The following is an 18197-nucleotide window of genomic DNA, read 5'->3' on the forward strand; positions in this document are numbered from 1 at the left end:
CAGTCTCCGTCGTGTCGTGTTAGAAGGTGGTCTTGAAGGTCAGCACCAGCATGTTGCGGTCCGACAGCGCCGCGTAGCCGGGCGCCACGGCCGCGATGCCGGTCGGGGTGGTGGCATAGGGGCCGAAGGCGGCGATGTAGCGCAGCGCCAGGTTGTAGCGGTTCTTGTAGTCGGCCACGATGCCGATGGCGCGGGTGCCGGAATGGGCCGCCCCGCCGCTGGCGACGGCGGCCTGGCCGCTCAGGCCCACCTGGTAGCTGAGCGGCAGCGAGAGGTCGAGCTCGGGCAGCGCGCCCAGCCAGGACGGCGTGAACGACAGCGCCAGCGTGCTCGAGGAGCGGGTCACGGCGTCGATATTGGCCGCGCCCGAGGTCTTGCCGGCCGCGTAGGCGGCCGTCCCCTTGTACAGGTTGAACGGATCGGAGGTCACCTTCAGCACCCGCATCCAGGTGGTTTCGGCCGTCAGCGTGGCGATGTCGAACAGGGGGGTATGCGGCAGCACGCCCACCACGTTCAGCACCGCGTGCGCCGTGTTGCCGCGCGCGCCGGGCACTTCGCCGTTGTCGGCCAGCGCCCACAGGGCCTTGCTGGCCACCAGCGGACCGCCCGGCAGCGCCGTGGCGATCGCGTTCTGGCTCACCAGCGGCATGTTGCGGCGCGTGCTCAGCTCGGCGCCGATGCTGACGCCGTCCACGGTCTTGGCCAGCGAGGCGCCGAAGATGGAGATGTCGCTGGCGAAGCTGAAGTGGTATTTGCCCGTCGCCGTGCCCGGCTCGAGCGCCAGCCATGCCTGGTTGGCGATATCGGCGGTGCGGCGCGCGTACAGGCCCAGCGTGCCGTCCAGCCACTCGGGACTCCAGTGCGCCGACAGGCCCCAGTCGCCCGTCTTCCTGGGCGAGACCATGCTGCCCTGGGCAAACGGGCCGAAGCGCTGCCCGCCCAGCAGGGCCGCGTCCAGCGAGGACAGGTAGGTGCCCGACTCGGCCACCCGCGCCGGTTCCCACTCGAAGAAGGTCTGGGCCGTGATCGACAGCTCGCTGGTGGGCTGGACCTGCACCGTCAGGCCATTGCGGGGACGGTACAGCTCCTTCGCTTCCGTGCCCGGCGTGGCGGTCGACTTCCAGATGTCGAGCGCATACTGGCCGTACGACACGCCATGGATGGCGCCATACAGCAGCAGCCCCTCGCCCCAGAAGGCGGTGTGACGGCCGAGACGGACCGACACCGGCACCTCGCCGGCATCGAAATTGGCGAAGCCGAACGCGTCGAGCAGTTCGCCCGACGGGCCCTGGGCGAAGCGGCGGCTGTAGGGGGACAGCGAGTTGGGGCCGCCCAGGCCATTGTAGGTGGCGGGGCTGTTGGCGTCCGTCGCCAGGCTGCGGTAGGCCGCGTCGGCCCAGGCCGCGCCGCTCACGCGCACGCCGTACTTCTGGTTGACAACGTAATCGAGTTCGCTCAGCAAATCGAGGCGGTTGGTGACGGCCTGGTTCTTGGCGAAGTTGCGGTCGCCGTCGTCGGCCTGCGGGTTGCCGATGATGGCCGGATCGCGCGCCTTCATGCGCACGCCGTAGTTGTAGCGCACCGTATTATCCCAGCGCAGCACGGCATCCGGATTGCCGGTTTGGATCTCGATCGCCTGGGCCGGCGCGGCGCCGGCGCCGGCCAGCACCAGCGCGGCCCACGCCAGAGCGGTCAGCTGGAAGCGGTGTTTGTCAGTCATGGTCTGTCTCCTGTTTCTCTTGTTGAAGTCCGGCGCGGGCCGGCTTCTTTTTCTAGGGTTGGGTGATAACGAAGGGGTTGGCGCGGCGGTCAGTCCACAAACGCCACCACGCGAGCCGGCGCGGCGCTGCAATGGGCCAGCTTGATGGGGAAGAAACCGACCATGAAACCGCTCAGCGGCAGCGCGCCCAGGTTGGTCATCTGCTGCACGATGAACGCTTCGCGCTCGACGATCGCCTTGTGGCCGTCCCACAGCACGGCCTTGTCCCTCGTCTGCTGGAACTTGCGCGCCATCAGGCCGAACGGCAGGTCCCAGCCCACCGCGTCGGTGCCAAGGATGGTGGCGCCCTGCCGCGTCAGGTGCAGCGTGCCGGCGCGGCCCATGCCAGGCTGCTGGTAGTACTCGGGGTCGTCCATGCTGTAGCGCTCCTGGCCGGTGCGGATCAGCACCGCGTCGCCGGGCTGGATGGCGGCGCCGGTCGCCGCCAGCGCCGCGTCCAGCATGGCGACGGTGATCTCCTCGCCCAGCTTGGCCCAGGGCCGCACGTCGAGCACCAGGCCGGGCCGATACAGTTCACCCAGGGCGATGTCGGTGATGGTGCGCGCCGGCGCGCCGGCGATGCGCGATCCGCTGTGCAGCGGCGCGTCGACGTGGGTGCCGCAGTGCGATGACATGTCCGTCAGGATTTCCGATCCCCAGCCTTCGCCGTCCGGCAGGTCGTCATGGGTGCAACCCAGGTATCTGCAGAACTCGTCCGCGCCCTGCTCCCTGGGATGCTGGTATTCGATACGCGGCGCCACCACCACGGCGGCGCCGGCCAGTGCCGGCGGCAGCCTGGCGCGGTTGGCGGGGTCCAGGGTCTGAGTCAAGTCAATCAAGCGCGTCATGCCGAAGTCTCCTGTTCGTTATTGCGTCTTATGGGAAGCGTAGTGTCGGATCAGCGCGATTGCCGCGATATCAGAATTCCGCAAAAGACCGCGCCAACAAAAAAAATTCCGGCCTCATGCCGGCGCGTACAACACTTGGCCACGCATTGCGGAATTCCGATAGCCAGATGTCCCGGCCGACGCCAGAATCGCCTTCATTTTCAATAAAAGGGGTGGATATGCGAGTCGTACTGCAAGGCGCCAGGGCGCCACTTCTCTGGTCGCTGCTGGCCATGCTGGCCGCGCCGGCAAGCGCGTCGGCACAGGCGCCGGGCGCCGCGCCGGCGGCGATGGCCACTGCGGCCGGCACCCGCCTGATCCTGCTGGGCACGGGCGCCGGCCCCATACCGCGCAAGGACCGCTCGCAGCCCGCCAATCTGCTGGTGGTGGGCGGCCGGCCCTACCTGATCGATGCCGGCAACGGCGTGTCGCGCCAGCTGGTGCGCGCCGGCTATGTGCCGTCGGACGTGCGCACCGTCTTCATCACGCACCACCATATCGACCACAACGCCGACATGGGCGCGCTGATGTCGTTCGCCTGGGTCGAGGACAACAAGCGGCGCGACGCCAGCGCGCCGCCGATGCGCTTCTACGGCCCGGCGCCGACGGCGGCCCTGGTGCAGGTGGCGCAGCAGTTCCTGTCCGTCTCGGAGCGCATCTTCCGCGCCGGCGTGCCGATGGCCCCCGTGGCCGGGCGCTTCGAGGGATACGACGTGCAGGCGCCCGGCGTCGTGTTCCGCGACGACCGCATCGTGGTGTCGGCCATCGAGAACACGCACTACGCCGGCACGGCGCCGGGCGTCGACAAGTCCTACTCCTACCGCTTCGATACGCCCGGCCGCGCTATCGTCTTTTGCGGCGACACTGGCCCCAGCGAGGCATTGACGGCACTGGCCAAGGATGCCGACGTGCTGGTGTGCGAGGTAAACGACCTGGACGCGTCCATGAAGGAAGTCGCCTCAGGCATGCAGCTGCCGCCGCAGGCGCTGATGGCGATGCGCCACCATATGGAAGCGCAGCACATTACCCCCGAGCAGATCGGCCAAATGGCGCAGAAGGCCAACGTGAAATCGGTGGTGCTGACCCACTTCTCGCCGGGACTCGATGGCGAACAGGACCACGGGCAATACACCGATGGCGTGCGCAAATACTTTCATGGCCCCGTCATCGCCGGCCATGACCTGCTGGAATACTAGCGCGGCCTGGCTGGCCGAGGCGGGTACATGCGTCGGTCGCCAAGAGTTTTTAACGTGAAGGGCAATTAGAGGGGATTATGAAAAGACTCATACTAGCAAGCGCAATCTGCGCCGCGTTCGGCAGCGCCCACGCGGGCGCCATGGACGACGGCAATCTCACCATCGGCGGCTTCGGCACGCTGGGCGTGGCCAAGACGAATACCGACAAGGCCCAATTTTCCCGCTACAACCAGTACGAAGGCGTGGCCGACCAGGCCCGCATCGGCCTCGACACCAACCTGGGCCTGCAAGCGAGCTACAAGGTCAACGATGACCTGTCGGGCACGGTGCAAGTGCTGACCCGCAAGAACACCAGCCCCACCTTCACCACGGACCTGACCTGGGCCTTCCTCAAGTACAAGATCAGCGATGAACTGAATGTGCGCGTGGGCCGGGTCGTGCTCCCGACCTTCCTGATCTCGGACTACCAGAACGTGGGCTACGCCAACACGATGATGCGCCCGCCGGTCGAGATGTACGACCAGGACCCCATCGAGAGCGCCGACGGCGCCGACTTCAACTACCAGCACGCCTTTGGCGACACCAACTTCACGGCCCAGGGTGTAGCCGGCGTCAGCCGCGGCAAGCTGGTGGCGGCCGGCACCAGCACGGTGGGCACTTACCGCGCCCCGGTCATGGGCCTGAGCCTGGCCATCGAGCACGGTCCCGTCACGCTGCGCGTGGCCCACCTGGAAGCGAAGATGAGCAGCAACGACGTGACTCCGCTCATGCAGCTGCAAGCGACGTTGAGCACGCTGGGCTTCCCCACGCTGGCCCGTGACATCGGGGTCAACAACAGCAAGAAGGTGACGTTTACGGAAGTGGGCATGACGCTGGACTGGAACAACGTGGTGGGTCAGGCCGAATATGGCATGCGCCGCGCCAAGGACCCCATCTACGTCCCCGACAACAACGCCTGGTACGCCATGCTCGGCTACCGCATGGGCAAGGTGCTGCCCTACTACAGCCACGCCGCCGTCACCCAGCATGGCCGCTCGGTGACGCTGCCGGCCGGCTTCCCGGCCGCCGGCGCCCTGTTCAATGTCGTCAACGGCCTGCTGACGGCGTCCGAGCAGAGCACCGACCTGGTCGGCGTACGCTGGGACTTCGCCAAGAACGTGGCCATGAAGTTCCAGCTCGACCGCGTCAAGCCCAAGACCAAGACCGGCACCCTGATCAACGGCCCCGCGACGGGATTGAAGGACACGGTCAACGTGGTGGCCGCTTCGCTTGATTTCGTATTCTGAGAAGGAGGATGCCATGAAACTGCTGATCCAAACCTCCCTGCTGTGCGCCCTGTCGGCCGCCGCCCTCTCGGCCGGTGCCGAAACGGTGGTCATCGTGAGCAAGCAGAACCCGGCCACGCGCATGTTCTCGGAACAGGCGTCCCAGTTCTTCCTCGGTAAGTCGGCCATGTTCACGCCCATCGACCAGGCGGAAGGCTCGGCCATCCGCGCCGACTTCTACCGCAAGGTGGCCGACAAGGATCCGGCCCAGGTCAAGGCCATCTGGTCCAAGCTGGTATTTACCGGCAAGGCCACGCCGCCGAAGGAATATGCCTCCAATGCCGAGATCAAGAAGGCCGTCGCCGCCGATCCCAAGGCCATCGCCTACATCGACAAGGCGGCCGTGGACGATACCGTCAAGGTCATCCTGACCCTGCCGTAGCGGTTGGCGCGTTGCGCGCCCCGCCCCGACCGGGGCGGCGGGCGCGCAGCAGGGGTAAAAGTCCCGGATACGAAAAAGGCCAGTCCGAAGACTGGCCTATCCGTTGAATCTATTGGTCGGGGCGAGAAGATTCGAACTTCCGACCCCTTGCACCCCATTCGCTTCTGTGCTCATCCGTATACATCCGCAGCAAGTTTTCATGAATTACAAAACACCATCAAATCAATAACTTGCAGCTCATCAATATCCGCCGGCATTCATCTTGATACGCTGGAAGCGAATGATTTTTAGTGTATACCTAGTGCACGGAGGCTGGAGGGAAACAGATGAAAGGGAAGTTGACCGCGCGCGAAATTGCCGCCTTTCGCCCCTCTGACCGGTCGCAGCGGATCGAGGTGGACACTGGCTTGCAGCTACGCATCTCGCCCGATGGCACCAAGATCTGGGTGGTCCGCTACTCAGCCGCCGGGCGCCAGCGTGACTATCGGCTCCCCAAGCCCTACGGGCCCCATACCGACGACAGCCACCTCTCCTTGGCCGACGCCAGGAGCGAAGCGGCCGCCATCCACGTCCTCGCCCGTCAGGGCATCGACATTCAGGTGCAGGCGGAAGAACAACGAAAGGCAGAGCGAAAACAGCGGGAAGAACAGCAAGCCGCCGAGGCGGCACGCCGGCAGAAGGAACAGCAGGAAAATCTGACCTTCCGGCAGATGTACGACGCCTGGCTGGCCGACGGCGTCCGCCGAAAAAACGATAATGCCCAGATCAAGCGCGCCTTTCAGGCCGACGTCCTGCCCAAGATAGGAGAACTGCCTGTCCGCGCATTGACCGAAAATGAACTGCGCACGATCCTGCGCACCATCGTCGAGCGCGGCGCCAACCGCGCCGCCGTCATCGTCCGCAACGACCTCACCCAAGCCTTTTCCTGGGCCGAGAAGCGCCAGCCCTGGCGCAAGCTGCTCATCGAAGGCAACCCTATGGAGCTGATCGAGATCGAAAAGATCGTCAGTCCTGACTTCGACCTCGACAACCAGCGAGACCGCGTCCTCGCGCCAACGGAAATCCGGGAGCTGCACCACATACTCCAACAGATGCAGGACCAGTACGACAAAGCCCCCAACAAACGCACTTGCAAACAGCCGCTGGAAAAGACCACCCAGTACGCCATCTGGATCATGCTGTCCACCCTATGCCGGGTCGGCGAACTGACGATGGCCCGATGGGAACATATCGATTTCAACACCGCGAAATGGTTCATCCCGCGCCAGAACGTCAAGAGACGGGTGGCCAACCTTGATGTCTTCCTCTCCGACTTCTCGCTCGAGCAGTTTAAGCTTCTCCACGAAATCACCGGCCACACCCCGTGGTGCTTTCCAGCGAGGGACACGCTCAGCCATCTCGCCCCCAAGTCTATCGCCAAGCAAATCGGCGACCGCCAAACCAGGTTCAAAAATAGCCGCGACGGCAGCGCGCGCAAGCCGATGAAAAACCGGCGCCACGACGATTCCCTAGTGCTGGGCAACGGTGAATTCGGCGCATGGACACCGCACGATTTACGTCGCACTGGCGCCACCTTGATGCAGGCCCTTGGGGTCTCATTGGAAGTCATCGACCGTTGCCAGAACCACGTCCTCCCTGGCAGTAAAGTGCGACGCCATTACCTACATCACGACTATGCGATCGAAAAGCGCGATGCTTGGAATTTGCTAGGCTCCCGCATATCCGATATCTTGACGGACGAAGACCATTAATCTTGACGGTGGGATTGGTATTGACGCGCGTCGCAGAAGGAAACACTGCCGAATGCGCTGCTGCTCGGCGGTAAGTGGTTTGCCAATGCCTGGCTGGCCGTTCTGCTCGGCGCCGTACTGCGTCAGCCAGCGCCGGATCGCCGTCTGGCCGATGCTCATGCTTTCGCTGACGTTCTGGACGCTCAGGCCTTGTTCCTTGATCATCCGAACCACTTCCAGCTTCAGGCTCGGCTCGAATGTCTTAAAGTGGACCCATCGGTCAAGACAATATTTCAGCGAGTTTAAGCTGTGTCCGTTTCCAATGCCGCAGCTGGTCGGCGCTGTAAAGTGGACCCATCGGTCAAGACAATCTTTCAGCGAGTTTAAGCTGTGTCCGTTTCCAATGCCGCAGCTGGTCGGCGCTGCCCCGTGATTCCACTTCCGTGCCACTGGAGGGCATCATCCTCCAGTGGCCGCCCCCGGCAGGGCTTGTTTTCACGCTGCCTCGAGCACCGCCACTTCCGTGCTGCCGTACTTGTCGACGATCAGCGCACCACCTCCGATACCACTGCGGTAGACGCTGGCCGGCGTCTGGTAGCCAAGGGACTGGTGAGGCCGCTCTTCGTTGTAGAACGCGAAGTACTGCGCCAAGCCGATCGTCGACGCGCGTGGAGAGCAGGTCAAAGAATCGGTCCGGTTGGAGCGCCCACGTGTGTTCTTTGCTACGGTGTTCAACGCAGAGCAGATCGAGGGATTGCCGCCGATCGAGCGCCGGGAGCAGACCTGGAACCCCATCGAGCGCGCCGAACAGATCCTGCTGACATCCGGCGCTACTGTGCACCACGGCGAATACGACCGCGCCTTCTACCGCCCGTCAACAGACAGCATTCATCTGCCGGACAAGGAACAGTTCCCGACGGCCGACAATTACTACGCCACTGCATTGCATGAGCTGGGCCACTGGACCGGACATGAATCGCGTCTCTCGCGGGACTTGGTGCATCCATTTGGCAGCGAAGGTTACGCGAAGGAGGAACTGCGCGCGGAGATAGCGAGCATGATCCTCGGCGACGCGATTGGAATCGGGCACGACACCAAGCAGCACGCCGCTTACGTGAACTCCTGGATTAAGGTCTTGCAGGACGATCCGCTGGAGATATTCCGCGCGGCGGCCGACGCGGAAAAAATCCAGGACTTCGTCCTCGGCCTAGACGAGAAACTGGTCCAGGACGAGTCGGCTCAGATGGGCCGGCAGAACGCGGCCAGCGCGGAGCAGGCACCGGTATCGGCCGTGCAAAACGCAACGGAGGTTGACATGGGCATTCCCCGAGAAGGCATGGATGCGGATGGCGCGACTCTGCGCGTTGAAGCGTGGACTGTGGCGCGCGTGGAGCAAGGGACGCTGCTGCGGGCGCTGGACCAGGCGAGCCCCGAGCAGGTGGAAAAGATGCGCAGCGTGCTGCAGGCCATGAGTCCGGTGGATGCGGAAAACCCGTTCTGGCAAAGGCACGCCTTGCCTGCCGATGGCGAGGCCACGCAAGAGAAAATCGAACGGGCGTCCGAAGCAGCCGAGCAGCGCCTGGTCGACGCTCCCTTGGCGGCCGCGCGACTTGGCCCGCCCACTGGCCGCGCATATGGGCGTGAACGCGGTGGCGACGCAGACGAACTGGCGCGCGAATCGGAAGATGCACTCGGCTTTCCACTGCCGGCGGACTGGAACGGGCGCGTCCGAGTCGATGGCTTCGGAACCGAGACGCTTGAGGGCGAACAGGTCTTCACGACGCTGCTGCCCAAGGGCGCGCGGCCGGACGGCTGGGGAGTGTTCGCGCAACACGTCGACGGCGGCTTTGCCATGCTGGCATCGTTTGGTTCGGAACGCGAAGCCGACGAACTGGCGGAACGCCTGGCTCTGATCGATGCCCACTCGACGGCAACCGAGCACGAGAAGGCAGCCAAACTCGCCCGTAACGTCTGGACGTAGGTAGCCCTGGCCGCCAAAGTAGTTCCCACTACTTTTATGATGGGAACCACTTTGGATACTGAAATGAAACCGGGAAACCGGAAAGGGCGGCCGAACTATCCGGTCGAGTTCAAGCGACAGCTCGCGGCCGCCGCGTGCGAAGCCGGGGTGTCGGTGTCGAAACTGTCGATGGCCAACGGGGTCAACGCAAACATGGTGATCAAGTGGCGGCGCGAGTATCGCGCCGGGCTCCTTGACGATATGCCGGACGCGCGTACTACGTTGCTTCCGGTTGTGCTTACAGAAGCTTCACCGATGGCGGCGCCAACTGCGGCGACAGCCCGTGCACCCGCTACCGCGTCGATTGCGGTCGAGATCATCTTCGCCGATGCGGTGGTGCGCGTCCATGAGGGCGTCGACGCTGCGCTGCTTAGAACGATCTTCCAGAGCTTGCGTCCATGATCGGGCTGCCGGCGGGCACACGCATCTGGATCGCTGCGGGCTTCACGGATATGCGCTGCGGCTTCAATGGCCTGGCGGCCAAGGTGGAGAGCGCGCTGTTGGACGATCCATTCAGCGGTCACGTCTTTGCGTTTCGTGGTCGACGCGGTAACGTGATCAAACTGCTGTGGTCCAGTGGCGATGGCCTGTGCATGTTTGCCAAGCGCCTCGAGCACGGCCGCTTCATCTGGCCGCAGGCGACCGAGGGCAAAGTCCATCTGACGCCAGCTCAACTGTCGATGCTCCTCGAAGGCATCAACTGGAAACAGCCCGAACGCACCGCGCCCCTCATGTCGGTGTTGTAAACGTTCAAACATGCGCGTAAACTGCGCGCATGCCTTCCAGTCCCACCTCACTCCCCGACGATATTGAAGCCTTGAAAGCGCTGCTGATGCAGCGCGACGGCGAAGTCCAACAGCTGCGTGATACTGTCACAACGCTGGAGCAGGCGCTCAATGTCCGTTCGCTGGAAATCGAGCAGCTCAAGCTCCAATTGGCCAAACTCAAGCGGATGCAGTTCGGTCGCAAGTCCGAAAAGCTCGACCGCAAGATCGAGCAACTGGAAACGCGGCTAGAGGATCTGCTTGCGGAGGATGGTGCCAGTGGGCAGAAAGCTGCGCTGCCAGGATCGAACGCGCGCAAGGCGGCGCGCCAGCCGCTGCCAGAACACTTGCTACGCGAAGACAATGTCATCGAACCAGCGGATCAGGCCTGTTCGGAATGCGGCGGCAAGCTCAAACCCTTGGGCGAGGATGTATCCGAGCAGCTCGAGCTCATCGATTCGGCTTTCAAAGTGATTCGCCATATACGGCGCAAGAAGGCTTGTGCCTGCTGTGATCACATCGTGCAGGCGCCAGCACCAAGCCGTCCTATCGAACGCGGCATCGCCGGACCAGGGTTGCTGGCGCACATACTCGTCGCCAAGTTCGCCGACCACCTGCCACTGTACCGCCAGTGCGCCATATACGCGCGTGACGGCGTCGAGCTTGACCGTTCGACGATGGCGCGCTGGGTCGGCGCTTGCGGGGCGCTGATGCGCCCTCTGGTCGATGCATTGCAGCGCTATGTGCTCCAGCCGGGCAAGATCCATTCGGATGACACGCCGATGCCGGTGCTGGCGCCGGGAAATGGTCAAACCAAGACTGCACGCTTGTGGGTCTACGTACGTGACGACCGGCGCTCCGGCTCAACGGCTGCGCCGGCCGCATGGTTCGCCTATACGCCGAATCGCCAAGGCCAGCATCCGCAGTCGCACCTGGCCAACTTTACCGGTGTTCTCCAGGCGGACGCATTTGCGGGCTACGATAAAATCTACGCCGATGGCCGCGTGCGCGAGGCAGCATGTATGGCGCACGCCCGCCGCAAGATCCATGATCTGCACGTGCGCAAGGCAACCGTGACAACGACCGAGGCGTTGCGGCGGATCGGCGAACTGTATGCCATTGAAGAACACATCCGTGGTCAGCTACCAGATCACCGAAAGCGCATACGGCAAGAGCAGGCGCGGCCCTTGCTCGACGACTTTGAACTCTGGCTCAGGGCACGGCTGCTCACACTGTCGACCCAGTCCGACACGACGAAGGCCATCAACTACATGCTCAACCAGTGGCAGGCGCTGGTGTATTACTGCCATGATGGCTTGGCCGAGATCGACAACAACATCGCCGAGAACGCGCTCAGAACGTGCTGCCTTGGTCGCAAGAAGTTCCTGTTCATGGGCGCTGACAGCGGCGGCGAGCGCGCCGCAACGATGTACTCGCTGATCGTCAGCGCCAAGCTCAATGGCATCGATCCGCAGGTTTACCTACGCCATGTGCTAACTCGCATTGCCCCCGTTGGCCAGGCAAAATCCCCCACCCCAGGCCGGGTCAAAATCCCCCACCTCCTGACCGTTTAGCGCTGCCGTAGGCTGCCGGTCTCCGGAGAGTAATCCCGCTGGCAGGACGTAACCTTACCCCTTCAACCATCGAAGGGGAGTATGGAAGGGTGAACGTCTTGAAACCAAACAAACGCACCACAGTCGCCACGCTGCTGGCGAACGGCGCCAGCCAGCGCGAGATAGCGCGGCTGACCAGGGTGAACCGCAAAATTATCCGCCGGGGGAGCGCTCTGGCATTGTCCTCCGCAAGGTGTGGAGGATGAAATCTGCTAAAGGCGACACTGGCGTTAATGCGTGTCTTGCCAGCGGCGCCGTACCAAATCAACTTCGGGCAGAAGATCTAAGAAAAGATCGACCAAGTGCGGATCGAAGTGTTTGCCGCGCTGCGCCACTAGATATTCGATGACCTGGTCCAGCGGCCATGGTTCCTTGTAGGGTCGGGATGATGTCAAGGCATCAAACACGTCGGCGATCGCCACGATCCGCGCGCAGATGTCGATTTGCTCTCCCGCCAGCCCACGCGGATAGCCGCTGCCATCGTATTTTTCGTGGTGTTCAAGCGCGATGCGGTATGCCAGTTGCAGCATACCGGACGAATCTTCGCCAAGGATGTCTGCGCCGATCGCTGCATGGCGCTGCATAATCGCCCACTCTTCGGCATCCAGCTTGCCGGGTTTGAGCAGGACCTGGTCGGGAATACCAATCTTGCCTACATCGTGCATTGGGGCCGCGTGCAGCAATTCGTCGGCCAGTTCCTCGCTCAAGCCTGCCGCCAGCGCTAGTAGGCGCGCATAATGACTCATTCGGATAACGTGCATGCCGGTTTCATTGTCGCGGTACTCGGCGGCACGTCCCAACCGCTGCACGATCGCCAGCCGGCTGGTCAGCAGCTCTTCGACCCGCACCAGTGACAGATGGGTGCGCACGCGCGCCTGCACGATGGGCGGGCTGACCGGCTTGCTGATGTAATCGACCGCGCCGCAGCCGAAGCCCAACAGCTCGTCGGCCACGTCGCTCTGACTGGTGACGAAGATCACCGGAATGCCGGCCGTGGCCGGATCGGCCTTGAGCCGGCGACACACGTCGTAGCCACCCAGTCCGGGCATCACCACGTCCAGCAGGATCAGCGCCGGCATCTTCTCGCGCGCCAGCACCTGCGCGCGCTCGCCGTCCTTGGCCAGCAACAGGCGGTAGTCATCGCCCAGGATCTGGTCCAGCAATTGCAGGTTGCCGGCTTCGTCGTCCACCGCCAGTATCAACTTTTTGTCCATCATGAAATCCTTTCGTGAAAGATAACAGGGCTATGGCGTCGGCAATGTGACGGTCACCACGGTGCGGTCTAGTGCGTCGTCACAGTCGAGCACGATCCGCCCGCCCTGCGCTTCCACCAGCAACTTGGCGGAATAGGTGCCGAGGCCGGATCCACCGCTCTTATTGGTTACGTATTTGGTAAACAGTCGATGACGCATGGCCGGTGCCACCACGCCTTGGTTCGCCACCACTACTGTCAGTATTGCGCCGGGCAGGAGCCACAGTTGCACCGCAGAGAACGGCGGCGCGGCCTCGCAGGCATTCTTCAGCAGGTTATGAAACACCGCGTTGTACAGTAGCGCATCGCCGACGGTGTCCGCCCCGACGGCGGTTTCGCATTCGATACGGATATCCTTGCTGGTGAAGCTGGCTTGGGCCAGCGCCGCCACCTGCGCCAGCAGCGGAGCCAACGCCACCGGCGTGCTGCGGCGTGTATAGCGCCCTGTCTCGATCTTGAACAGCTCAGCTGATAGCGTGATACTGTCCAAGGCATCGTTGCTGCTGCGGGCGATCAGTTTCGCCAGTTCCTTTTGCCCGGGCGGTAGCTGCGCGACATCGGACAGCTGCTCGGCCAAGCGATCGGCCAGGCCGGCCACACCGGCCAATGGCCCGCGCAGGTCGTGCCGCAGCATGCGGTCGATGTCTTCGCGCAGACGCGCCTGAGCCAGCATTTCGTCGTACTCACCCTGGCGCTCTTTCTGCCGGTGGATCCAGCGGGCGAAATTCTGCACCCGCAGTTTTAACAAGTCGGGATCGATCGGCTTGGTGATGTAGTCGACCGCGCCGAGACTTAAGCCGCGTCGCTGCGCCGCCACGTCGTCCATTGCGGTCACGAAGATGATCGGCAGGTGTTCGCAGTTGGGATGGGCGCGAAGCTGCCGTGCCAGCTCAAAGCCGTCCATGCCCGGCATCATGACGTCTAGCAGCAGCAGATCGGGCGGCGTGATTGAGGTGCAGATGGCCAAAGCCTTCTCGCCGTTGTGTGCCAGACGGACCTTGAAATTGTCCTCGAATATGCGCGAGATAAGGCGCAGGTTGTCGGGTGTATCATCCACAGCTAGAATCGACAGGCGCGTGTCCAGATCGGGCTCCAGTTCCGCTGCCGCTGCTGCCGCTGCCGCTGCTGCCGCCGACGCAGCAGCCTCCGCCGCTTCGGCAGCCGCGATCGCGGCTGCCGCGGCATCGCGCGCGGCCTGCTGCTCTGCTTCGGCTGCGGCGCGCACAGCGGCCTTCAACCGCTCGCTGCGTTGCAACACCTTGATCACCTTATCGCCCAGCCGGGTGGTCGTGTAGGGTTTGACCAGCAGGTCGGACACCCCGTTGGCGATCGCTTCCTGCACCCGGCCATGCTGCGACTCCGCTGTCACCATGATGATCGGCAGCGAACCAAGATGCGCATCCGCGCGTACCGCCTTGAGCAGGTCGATGCCGCTCATGACCGGCATGTTCCAATCAGCCAGCACCAGGTCGAAGTGCTGGCTGCGCAGCAGCTTGAGCGCGGCCTGGCCATCTTGGGCCTGCTCGATATGTAGCGCGCCCAGCGCGCGCAACTGGTCGACGGTGAGCTTGCGCATTACTTCCATATCGTCGACCACCAGAAAGCGGATCGCTCCCAGGCTCATGCTGCCCCCTCTTCCACGTTGGCCTGGCTGGCGCGCCAGGCTTCAGACAACAGGCCATGGGCCTGCTCGAAGTCAAACTGCTCCAGCGCGGCCGCGACGGCGGCCGCACTGTCGCCGAAGGCGCCCGCCAGCAGTCCGGTATGCTCCTGCAGCAGGCGCTCGGCCTGTGAGTCGTTATCGGCCAACAAAAGCAGCAAGCGTGGACAAACGCTTGCCAACAGTTGCCGATCTTCGGCGCTCATCAGAGCCGGCTGCGCCGTCTCGGCCCGCTCCGGGAACGCCGCCACGATAGCGGTCAGCACCCGCTCCAGCTCCAGTACCAGCGCCACCTGACGGGCCTCCAGCTCTTGTGGGGTTTCACGTCCCAGCGCTTGCTCCATCTGCTGCGCCAGCATCTGAACCTTGACCGCGCCGATATTGCCGGCCACGCCGCGCAAAGTGTGCAGCAAGGCACCCGCGCCACTGCGGTCGCTCACTTCCAGGCAGTCCGACAGCCGTACCGGCAAACTACCCTGGTCGCGCACGAAGGTGTGCAGCATCTTGCGATAGGCGGCCTGCTTGCCCAGCATGCGCCGCAGGCCAGCCGCCGTGTCCAGGCCGGCGATATGCGGTATGGTGGTAGTCGATGCGGCAGGCCTTGGCGCTGCCGCGGGCGCAGCTTCGCTGCCGACCGGTCGCGCAGGGATCCAGCGCAGCAACTGCGCCCATAGCGCCTCTGGCTCGATAGGCTTGCCAACGAAGTCATTCATACCAGCCTCGCGGCAGCGCTCGCGGTCTTCGGTCAGCACGTTGGCGGTCATGGCGACAATGGGCAGGTCGGCGTAGCGACCGTCGGCTCGGATCGCCTCGGTGGCCTGCAAACCATTCATGACCGGCATTTGCATGTCCATCAGCACCAGGTCATAGTGCTGCCGGTCCAACATGGTCAGGCATTCGGCGCCATGATTGGCGATGTCGACCTGCAGTCCGGCACCAACCAGCATTTCTCTCGCCACCTGCTGATTCACTTCGTTATCCTCGACCAGCAGCACGCGCGCGCCGTGGATGCTCGGTAGGCTGGCCACAGCCACCGGCGGCAGCGCTTCATCCGGCACCTGGTCCGGTTCCAGGTTGGCCAAGTGCATCATGGTGTCGAACAGCAGCGAACCGTTGACCGGCTTGCTCAGCACTTGTTCGATGCCCAGAAAGGCTGCCTGTTGGCGCAACTCGTGCCGCGCGTGCGCGCTCAGCACCGCCAGGTGCGGCGGCTGGGCCAACGGCAGCGCCTGGATCGCCTTGGCGGTCTGCACCCCGTCCAATCCCGGCATCTGCCAGTCCAGCAGCACAAACTGATAGGGCTGCCTGCTAACGTCGGCCTGCTCCAGCAGGCGCAGCGCTTCGCTACCGCTGGCGGCAAAGCCGACCTCCAGGCCCAGCGCGCGCAATTGATTGCCGACCAGCTGGCGGGCGCTGGCTTCGTCATCGACGACCAGCACTGTCAAGCCCTTCAAGCCGGCGTGGCGCAGGCGACGCTGGCTACACTTGGTCCCGAGCCAGGCCGTGAACCAAAAGGTACTGCCCTCGCCCGGCACGCTGTCAACCCCAACTTCGCCGCCCATCAGCGCGGCAAGCTTGCGCGAGATCGCCAAGCCCAGGCCAGTGCCGCCATACTTGCGCGAGATCGAGGTATCGGCCTGGCTAAACGACTGGAACAGATTGGCGCGCTGCTCCGGTGTCAGGCCGATGCCGGTGTCGCTGACGCTAAAGCACAGCAAGGCGTCATCACCGTCGCGCTCCATTAGTTGGACCGCCAGCATGACCGTACCTTCGTGGGTAAATTTGACCGCATTGCTGGCGAAGTTGATCAGGATCTGGCCCAGCCGCAAGGGATCGCCGCTCAGCTCGTGCGGCACTTCGGGCCCTACTTCGAGGAACAATTGCAGGCCGCGCTTGTGGGCCTGCTCGCTGACCAGGCCGACCACATTATCGAGCACGCTGTCGAGGTTAAAGTCGATGCGCTCGACCGCCATCTGGCCTGCTTCGATCTTCGAATAATCCAGGATGTCATTGATGATGCCTAGCAGATGCTGGCCGGCGCGCTGAATCTTGCTCACATAGTCGCGCTGGCGTGCCGACAGGTCTGACCGCAGCGCCAGGTGCGACATACCCAGGATGGCGTTCATCGGGGTGCGGATCTCGTGGCTCATATTGGCCAGGAAGCTGGACTTCACCTGCGAGGCGGCTTCGGCCACCTCCTTGGCGTGCCGCAGCACCTGCTCGGTCGCGCGCGCCGCCGTCACATCCTCGAAGAAGCCGCTCCAGACACCACGCTTGCCCGGCGCCGTGTGCGCGCGTGCGTGCCAACGCACCCAGCGCTGCTGGCCGTCCCACTCCACAGGTACCACGGTGTCGATGATGCCTGTGCCGTCGCCGAGTTGCTGCCAGTCGAGTGCAGCGCGCAATTCGGCCGCCACCTGCGGTTCCACATGGCGCCAGCAGGCCTGGGCATCCTGCATTAGTTCGGACGCATCCACTCCGATGAGCTCGCCGACCGGCGCACCGATAAACTTGAAGCGCACCTGATTATCTTCCAGCACCCGTAGCTGGAACACCGCCACCGGAATCGATTGGGTCATGTCGACCATGCGGTCCAGCTGCAAGCGGTTGTCGGCCATGTACTGCTGCAGGGCGGCCTTCATACGCGCCAGTTCCGCCAGCAGCTGGCCGGTTTCGCCACCGCTGCCAACCTCGATTTCGCCGCTCATATCGCCAGCTGCGATTCGGTGGGCGATCTCGACCGCCTGTGCCAGCGGGTCGCGGATGGCGCGGTACACCCACAACAGCATCAGCGCCAGCGTGGCCAGCGTCACGGCACTTAGCACATAAACCAGCATGGCCATGCGCTTCGCATGGCCATGGGCGATCGCGACGGCGGCAGCGGTACGCTGGTCCAGCAGGGCCAGGAAGTCGTCCACCGGACGCAGCACCTCGGCCTTCATGACGTGGTAGGCATGGTTGTACAGCAGGTCGCGCGCCAATTGCGGATCCGGCAGGCGCAGAACGGTGAAGCCGCCATGGCCATCGTCAAACTTGCCCTTGGCTGCGTTCATGGCGATCAGTTCGGTCCTGGCCAACTGGTCGGACTTGATCTTGGCTTCGCTCAACTTTGCCATCTCGACCGCGCTGAAATGCGCATCGCGCAAGAGCTGCCGCAGCGGTACGGCGATACCATCGGGTGAGGGCGCGCGGCCGTCGGCGGACACGAAGTCCCAGTAGATGCGTTCGTAATTTTGCGGCCGCGGGCGTTTGCCGTCGCGGATCTCGATAACCGCCAGATACTGTTGTTCATAGGCCGCTTCGCCCGTTTCCACAAAGGTGCGAGCCAGGCGAGTGAGATCGGCCGAGCTTTGGCGCAGCTCGGCCGCCAGCAAAAAGGATTGGTAGCGGTTCTGGCTAGCCGCGTCCAGTTCGGCATTGCTGCGGTCGGCCGCACTATAGGCCAGCAAGGTCATGCTCATCAGCACAGCTACCGAGCCAGCGAGAACCTTGAAATTCTGCCGGATCGAGAGTTTCTTTAATATGGGTAATGCCAACGCCGCCTCCGTATGCTGTCGCTTCCACCATAAAAGTTTCCTGGAGGAATCTCTAATCGTGAGATAGTAAAGA

At 63.6% G+C, this 18197-nt stretch carries 13 protein-coding genes and 2 pseudogenes; 8 read left to right on the forward strand and 7 right to left on the reverse strand.

Going from position 1 to position 18197, the window contains the following annotated elements; translation table 11 throughout:
* Positions 1-19: 19 nt before the first annotated feature.
* Positions 20-1720, reverse strand: coding sequence for a DUF1302 domain-containing protein (locus tag H3H36_RS02640; protein WP_182213655.1), 1701 nt, complete (start codon positions 1718-1720; stop codon positions 20-22).
* 89 nt (positions 1721-1809) lie between these two features.
* Positions 1810-2607 (reverse strand): cyclase family protein, encoded by a 798-nt coding sequence (locus tag H3H36_RS02645; RefSeq protein ID WP_182213657.1) that lies wholly within the window; start codon positions 2605-2607, stop codon positions 1810-1812.
* Positions 2608-2825: 218 nt separating this feature from the next.
* On the opposite strand from H3H36_RS02645, the gene H3H36_RS02650 reads away from it, so the two are divergent.
* The 4 genes from H3H36_RS02650 (at position 2826) to H3H36_RS02665 (ending at position 7300) form a co-directional block, all read left to right on the forward strand.
* Positions 2826-3842, forward strand: coding sequence for an MBL fold metallo-hydrolase (locus H3H36_RS02650; protein ID WP_182213659.1), 1017 nt, complete (start codon positions 2826-2828; stop codon positions 3840-3842).
* A gap of 77 nt (positions 3843-3919) precedes the next feature.
* Complete coding sequence (locus H3H36_RS02655) at positions 3920-5128, forward strand: porin (protein ID WP_182213661.1); 1209 nt, start codon at positions 3920-3922, stop codon at positions 5126-5128.
* A gap of 13 nt (positions 5129-5141) precedes the next feature.
* Positions 5142-5549: a type 2 periplasmic-binding domain-containing protein gene (locus H3H36_RS02660; RefSeq protein ID WP_182213664.1), complete on the forward strand. Its 408-nt coding sequence runs from the start codon at positions 5142-5144 to the stop codon at positions 5547-5549.
* A gap of 326 nt (positions 5550-5875) precedes the next feature.
* On the forward strand, positions 5876-7300 hold the full coding sequence (locus H3H36_RS02665; protein WP_229219667.1) for a tyrosine-type recombinase/integrase: 1425 nt from the start codon (positions 5876-5878) through the stop codon (positions 7298-7300).
* On the opposite strand, the gene H3H36_RS27675 is transcribed toward H3H36_RS02665, so the two are convergent.
* Positions 7256-7729 carry a transposase gene (locus H3H36_RS27675; protein WP_375539564.1) on the reverse strand — a complete coding sequence of 158 codons (474 nt, stop codon included), beginning with the start codon at positions 7727-7729 and terminating at the stop codon, positions 7256-7258. The genes H3H36_RS02665 and H3H36_RS27675 overlap by 45 nt on opposite strands.
* A 45-nt stretch (positions 7730-7774) precedes the next feature.
* Positions 7775-7939: pseudogene (locus H3H36_RS02675) on the reverse strand (integrase core domain-containing protein); the annotation flags it as partial.
* Here H3H36_RS02675 and H3H36_RS27835 point away from each other — a divergent pair.
* From H3H36_RS27835 to tnpC, 4 genes and pseudogenes are all read left to right on the forward strand, one after another.
* Positions 7929-8558, forward strand: a pseudogene (locus H3H36_RS27835) (ArdC family protein); the annotation flags it as partial. The pseudogenes H3H36_RS02675 and H3H36_RS27835 overlap by 11 nt on opposite strands.
* 765 nt (positions 8559-9323) lie before the next feature.
* Positions 9324-9701, forward strand: a complete 378-nt coding sequence (tnpA, locus tag H3H36_RS02685; RefSeq protein WP_220459584.1) for an IS66-like element accessory protein TnpA — start codon at positions 9324-9326, stop codon at positions 9699-9701.
* Positions 9698-10045: an IS66 family insertion sequence element accessory protein TnpB gene (gene tnpB, locus H3H36_RS02690; RefSeq protein ID WP_182213675.1), complete on the forward strand. Its 348-nt coding sequence runs from the start codon at positions 9698-9700 to the stop codon at positions 10043-10045. Before tnpA ends, tnpB begins: the two co-directional genes overlap by 4 nt.
* A 29-nt stretch (positions 10046-10074) precedes the next feature.
* A complete protein-coding gene (gene tnpC / locus H3H36_RS02695; protein WP_182213681.1) occupies positions 10075-11637 on the forward strand; it encodes an IS66 family transposase in 1563 nt (520 codons plus the stop codon).
* A 269-nt stretch (positions 11638-11906) separates the two neighbouring features.
* Here tnpC and H3H36_RS02700 read toward each other — a convergent pair whose 3' ends face one another.
* From H3H36_RS02700 to H3H36_RS02710, 3 genes are read right to left on the reverse strand one after another with little or no spacing between them, the layout of a single operon-like run.
* Positions 11907-12893, reverse strand: coding sequence for a response regulator (locus H3H36_RS02700; RefSeq protein ID WP_182213683.1), 987 nt, complete (start codon positions 12891-12893; stop codon positions 11907-11909).
* 27 nt (positions 12894-12920) lie between these two features.
* Entirely contained in the window at positions 12921-14552 is a 1632-nt protein-coding gene (locus tag H3H36_RS02705; RefSeq protein WP_182213686.1) for an ATP-binding response regulator, read from the reverse strand.
* Positions 14549-18124, reverse strand: a complete 3576-nt coding sequence (locus H3H36_RS02710) for a hybrid sensor histidine kinase/response regulator (protein ID WP_182213688.1) — start codon at positions 18122-18124, stop codon at positions 14549-14551. Before H3H36_RS02710 ends, H3H36_RS02705 begins: the two co-directional genes overlap by 4 nt.
* Positions 18125-18197 lie beyond the last annotated feature (73 nt).

The sequence above is a fragment of the Rugamonas fusca genome (genome assembly GCF_014042365.1).
Classification (GTDB): domain Bacteria; phylum Pseudomonadota; class Gammaproteobacteria; order Burkholderiales; family Burkholderiaceae_D; genus Rugamonas; species Rugamonas fusca.

Coding starts and splice junctions, on each gene's coding strand:
- tnpB (WP_182213675.1), top strand. CDS start 9,698: ATGATCGGGCTGCCGGCGGGCACACGCATCTGGATCGCTGCGGGCTTC.
- H3H36_RS02655 (WP_182213661.1), top strand. CDS start 3,920: ATGAAAAGACTCATACTAGCAAGCGCAATCTGCGCCGCGTTCGGCAGC.
- H3H36_RS02645 (WP_182213657.1), bottom strand. CDS start 2,607: ATGACGCGCTTGATTGACTTGACTCAGACCCTGGACCCCGCCAACCGC.
- H3H36_RS02705 (WP_182213686.1), bottom strand. CDS start 14,552: ATGAGCCTGGGAGCGATCCGCTTTCTGGTGGTCGACGATATGGAAGTA.
- tnpC (WP_182213681.1), top strand. CDS start 10,075: ATGCCTTCCAGTCCCACCTCACTCCCCGACGATATTGAAGCCTTGAAA.
- H3H36_RS02650 (WP_182213659.1), top strand. CDS start 2,826: ATGCGAGTCGTACTGCAAGGCGCCAGGGCGCCACTTCTCTGGTCGCTG.
- H3H36_RS02660 (WP_182213664.1), top strand. CDS start 5,142: ATGAAACTGCTGATCCAAACCTCCCTGCTGTGCGCCCTGTCGGCCGCC.
- H3H36_RS02700 (WP_182213683.1), bottom strand. CDS start 12,893: ATGATGGACAAAAAGTTGATACTGGCGGTGGACGACGAAGCCGGCAAC.
- tnpA (WP_220459584.1), top strand. CDS start 9,324: ATGAAACCGGGAAACCGGAAAGGGCGGCCGAACTATCCGGTCGAGTTC.
- H3H36_RS02640 (WP_182213655.1), bottom strand. CDS start 1,720: ATGACTGACAAACACCGCTTCCAGCTGACCGCTCTGGCGTGGGCCGCG.
- H3H36_RS02665 (WP_229219667.1), top strand. CDS start 5,876: ATGAAAGGGAAGTTGACCGCGCGCGAAATTGCCGCCTTTCGCCCCTCT.